General features: G+C 59.8%; 4 protein-coding genes. 2 read left to right on the top strand and 2 right to left on the bottom strand.

From position 1 onward, the window contains the following. Positions 1–557 precede the first annotated feature (557 nt). Together H1D44_RS20555 and H1D44_RS20550 are read left to right on the top strand one after the other, a co-directional pair. Positions 558–1730 carry a DUF726 domain-containing protein gene (locus H1D44_RS20555; RefSeq protein ID WP_181517128.1) on the top strand — a complete coding sequence of 391 codons (1173 nt, stop codon included), beginning with the start codon at positions 558–560 and terminating at the stop codon, positions 1728–1730. 221 nt (positions 1731–1951) lie between these two features. Beyond that, entirely contained in the window at positions 1952–3901 is a 1950-nt protein-coding gene (locus H1D44_RS20550; RefSeq protein ID WP_181517127.1) for a methyl-accepting chemotaxis protein, read from the top strand. 60 nt (positions 3902–3961) lie between these two features. Here the strand turns inward: H1D44_RS20550 and H1D44_RS20545 are convergent, their stop codons facing one another. Together H1D44_RS20545 and H1D44_RS20540 are read right to left on the bottom strand one after the other, a co-directional pair. Next, on the bottom strand, positions 3962–4375 hold the full coding sequence (locus tag H1D44_RS20545; protein WP_181517126.1) for a RidA family protein: 414 nt from the start codon (positions 4373–4375) through the stop codon (positions 3962–3964). 12 nt (positions 4376–4387) lie between these two features. Beyond that, the gene (locus H1D44_RS20540) at positions 4388–4804 is read right to left on the bottom strand and encodes an acyl-CoA thioesterase (protein ID WP_181517125.1); all 417 of its coding nucleotides are present in this window, start codon (positions 4802–4804) and stop codon (positions 4388–4390) included. Positions 4805–4874: the final 70 nt, after the last annotated feature.

Genomic DNA, 4874 nt, shown 5'->3' with positions numbered 1-4874 from the left:
GAGGTGGCGATAGCAATGAGGCATGGCAACACGATACCTGATGGGTCAGGTGTTGCACTTGGTCATTGAGACCGCCCCGCTTCTGTGCTCATTCAGGCATCCCTCGACGAGTTTTACCAGCAATCCTCAAGGTTTCCCGCCTTGGGCCGATCTCTAAAATAATGCTCTTCCGTCAGCTCTGGATCATGTTCAGGGCCTTGAAAGGTTGGCCTGAGGCTGATACTTCAGTTGAATATTGGTGAGTGATAAGGGAGCTAGTCATGTCTGAATCTCGTCTTTCTAGAGTGGAATCCTGGTGCTCCTGGTGTGGTGAGTATTCCCAGCATAATATGGTTCGTAAGTCACGTATTGGAAGGTCGACTTTTCAATGCAAAAATTGCAGCTTGTTGACTGTAAAGTGTCGTTATTGTGACAACATGGCTAGGGCTGCACTTGGAGACGTTGAGGATGATGGAAGCTTCAGTAAGCGAGGGCCGGGAAAGGGATCATCCAGTAAAATTTCAAATTTATTGACTAAGAAATGGAACAATGAGCTATGTGCTGAGCATGACGGGTCGATGGCTGATTTTACCAAGGCGAATAAAAAAATATTGGAGCTTGGTGAGTTCAGCCAGTTGATGCGCCCCCGGAAAAAGAACCTTTACAAAATGGGGAAAGTGACGGGAACAGTTGCAGGTGGGGCCTTGGTTTTATCACTTTCTTCCCCAGGGATTGCAGCGGCACTAGGTGCGAAAGGTTTATTGGGTACGGTTTCATCAGGCACTGCAATTTCCTCCCTGACGGGGGCTTCACTTTCAGCTGCCTCCATGGCCAAACTAGGAGGCGGAGGGATGACGATTCTTGCTGCAACAGGTGCAGGAATTGGTGGAAAGACCGGTTATGGATTGGCAAATGCGTACCTTAAGGACATACCCGATTACCAGTTCAGCCTAAAGCGTGCTGCCCTTAATGATAGTGGACATAGGGTGGTGGTGGTGAACGGCTTTCTCTCGGAGGATGACCTGGATGCGCATGACTGGTATGACGGCCTGAGCCAGCACTATTTGAACGAACCGCTCTGGTACTTGAACTGGGAGGCCAAGACGTTAAGCAAGCTGGGTAGCTTGCTTTCAGGCTCATTGATGTCTCGAACCCTTGTTCAGGGAGGGCTGGGCGGCATGGCTATGATGGCCGTAGGCCTTGCTTCCAACCCTTGGCATTCGGCAATGTTGAATGCCGAAAAAGCCGGGGCTCTGCTTGCCGAAGCCATCAGCCGTACTGAAGGAAAGACCTATACCCTGATGGGACACTCCCTGGGGGCCAGGGTCGTCTTCTTTGCTCTCCAGACTCTTGCCAGTAAAGGCGGGAAAAAATATGTGAGGCATGCTGTTCTGATGGGAGGAGCCGTGGGTAACGCAAACCAGAATCATTGGGCCTCGGCCGCTCGTGCTACCTCTGAAGGAATCTTCAACTGCTACTCTGAACGTGACGGGGTGCTCAAGTGGATGTATCAAACAGCCAATGCCGGGCTCTCCACGCCAGCTGGCCTGGTGCCGGTGCCTGACAGTGTCGAAGGTGTAACCAACTGCGACTTCAGCGACCTGATTGGCGGTCACAACGAATGGAAAGCCAACCTGAGCACGGTGCTGGAACGCCTTGGGCTGGGGAAGGAAGGGCTGGTGCAAGTGGATGAAGTGCCCACGCAAGTCGAAGAGCCTGAAGACATCAGCCCTGTCCTCGACGACGAGTGAGGGTGATGCCCGGGCGGCTGCCGCCCGGGCTAGCTGGTTTCTCTACCTACCAAGTCGTGCTTCCTGGCCCAAGATGGAGTCTCCCACGTCTCAAGTCCCCTCTGCCCTGGCCGATAAGGGTATTAGGCAGGTATAACCTGCTGCATGCGCAGAGTATAAAAACAACGCCAGCCACCGCGAGCCGCTCGGTCCTCACGGGGCTGCAGGCAGGAGTGCAAGGGATGAATTCCATCACGCTTACCCATTTTCAGGGTGCCCAGCCGGAGTCGCCGGCTGAAAATTCATCGGCGCCGCCGTCTCGCCGTACGCGACTCGGCTTCAGCAGTCGCCTGACGCTGATGATCGTCTCGTTGGTGCTGATCTCGGTCATGCTCGTGGCCGGGCTGGTCTACGTCCAGTACCGGCAGTCGTTTACCCAGGCCACCATCCAGCAGCTACAAGGGACTGGCGAGATGATGGCCGGATCGTTCACTCAATGGCTGGATGCACGCCAGGATGAGATCAGCTTCGTGGCCGGGCTCGATCCCGTACGCCAGATCGAGGTCGAACCGCTCCAGCACCTGCTGACGCGACTCGCCGAGCAGAATGGTTACTACGACACGATTTTCTTCGTTGGCCCCGACGGTGGAGGTGTGGCCGGGGTGAGCTTCGATGGCCATGCCACGTTGATGACCTCCGGAGAGGCCGCAGAGTTTCAGGTAGCGGACCGTGCCTGGTTCCGCGAGGCGATCCAGGGCCGGGAGGTGTTCTCGCAGCCGCTGGTGTCACGTGCCACGGGCAATCAGGTGAGCAACGTGGTGGCTCCCGTTTTTGCCGACAGCGGTGAGGTGGTCGGTGTGGTGCGTGCGGCCGTGCGTCTCGATGTGCTGTTCGAGCGCATGGCCGAGATGTCACTCGGCGGAAGTTCCGATACCTATCTGCTGGGTGCCGATGGCATGCCGGTGACGCCTGTAGCGGCACTCGAAGGCGAGAGCCGTGAGCTTGCGACCGAGGCCGCTTCCGCTATCGGTGCAGGCGAAAGCGGAGTGGGTCGATACCGCGATGTCGTCGGCAGCGAGGTGATCGGCAGCTACACTTACCTTCCCTTGCTGAATTGGGGCCTGGTCGTGGAGGTACCGGAGCGAGAGGCCTTGGCCGAGGTGTCTCGCCTGTTCTGGATTCTGGTCGGCATCACGGCGCTCATCGTTTCGATTGCGGTACTGGTGAGCCTGGGCGTGGTGCGTTCGGTGGTGAGAGTCCTGGGCGGCGACCCGCAGCGAGCTGCTGAGGTCGTGCGTCGCGTGGTGCAGGGTGACTTGACCATGCGGGTGCCGGTGAGAGCCGGCGATAACGCCAGCTTGATGGCCCATATGCATGAGATGCAGCAGAACCTGCAGTCGATGATGGGCGATATCCGGCGCACCGCCGAGTCGGTCAGCGTGGCGAGCAGCGAGATCGCCCAAGGCAATGAGGATCTGGCGAGCCGTACCGAGGAGCAGTCCTCATCGTTGGTCGAGACGGCTTCGAGCCTCGAGCAGATGACTGCCACCGTCAGGCAGACGGCTGACTCTTCCACTCAGGCGCGTGAGCTTACCGCCGAACTCGACGAACAGACGCGCAACGCGAGCGGTGTGGGGCAAGAGGCGGCCCAATCCATGGGCGCCATCAAACAGGCCAACAAGAGAGTCGAGAGCATTGTCGAGGCCATTGACGGTATCGCCTTCCAGACCAACCTGCTGGCGTTGAATGCCTCGGTCGAGGCGGCGCGGGCCGGTGACCATGGCCGTGGCTTCGCCGTTGTCGCGACGGAGGTGCGCCAGCTGGCGGGGCGCTGTGCGGCCGAAGCCAACAAGATTCGTGAGCTCGTCGACTCCAGCGTGGCGAGCGTCGATGAGGGCGAGCGCTTGGTCAACACGGCGAGCGAGCAATTGGCGACCATAGCCGAGGGGGTAGGGCGTGTCTCGGGCTTCATCAGCGAGATCGCCACGGCGGCCACCGAGCAATCGTCGGGCATCGAGCAGATCAGCATGGCGGTCAGCCAGCTCGACGAAGTGACCCAGCAGAACGCCGCACTGGTGCAAGAGGCCACCGCGGCAGGCCAATCCTTGAGAGATCAGGCCAGAGAGATGGCCAGGCTGGTGCAGCGTTTCAAGGTCGAGGAAGGAAGTGCCGATTACCGCATGCAGACCTAGCGAGTAGGGGTGGGCATCCCGCGCCCACCCTGTTCTGCGCTTGGCAGTTTTGGCGTGGTGTCACTCGCCCGGCACCACCGCCGTTGCCTCGATTTCCACCTTGGCGCGATCCTCGATCAGGTCGGCGACCTGGACCATGGTCATGGCCGGGAAGTGCTTGCCCAGGACTTCGCGGTAGGCCGCGCCCACCTCCTTCAGGCGTGCCAGGTACTCTCGCTTGTCGACCACGTACCAGGTCAGCCGGACCAGGTGCTCCGGCCCGGCGCCGGCCTCCTGCAGCACCTCGACGATATTGGTCAGTGCCTGGTGAATCTGGTCGACGAAGTCGTCGCTTTCGAAGCTCTGATCGCCGTTCCAGCCTATCTGGCCGCCCACGTAGAGGGTGCGGCCCGAGGCGATGACGCCATTGGCATAGCCCACGGCGGGCTTCCAGTTGGCGGGGTGGAGGATCTGATGAGCAGGCGCGGTGTTCATGGTTATTTTCCTTCAGGTTGCGTCGGGTGAGAAGAGTTGACGGACTGGGTCGGGCCAGGGCAGAGGGCGTCCGGTGCTCAGGTCGATCAGCACCAGGGTGACTTGCGCTGTCAGGCGGCGCTGGTCTTGATGGGTGGCAATGATTTCCAGCGTCAGGCTGGTGCGGCCGAGAGCCTGGGGGACCAGGCCGAAGGTGAGGATCTCCCCCAGGCGGCTGGGGGCGTGGAACTGGGTCTGCAGCGATACCGTCGGCACGCCTCGCCCGGACGAGATCAGCTCGGCAAAGCTGCTTTCCAGCGCCTCGCTGAACCAGTCCTCGACCACGGCGTTGATCATCTCGAAGTAGCGCGGATAGAAGACGATGCCCGCCGGGTCGCAGTGTTCGAAGCGCACCTTGCGCCGGGTGGTGAATGTCTGTTCGGTGCTCATCTTCACATCCATCCTTCGCCACGTTCGGCCAGGCGCAGCAGCTGGTCGCGCCCGGCGCGGTAGGGGGCCG

Source organism: Billgrantia kenyensis, from assembly GCF_013697085.1.
Classification (GTDB): domain Bacteria; phylum Pseudomonadota; class Gammaproteobacteria; order Pseudomonadales; family Halomonadaceae; genus Halomonas; species Halomonas kenyensis.
The sequence above is the reverse complement of the archived record's forward strand: the minus strand, read 5'-3'. Positions and strand labels throughout refer to the sequence as shown.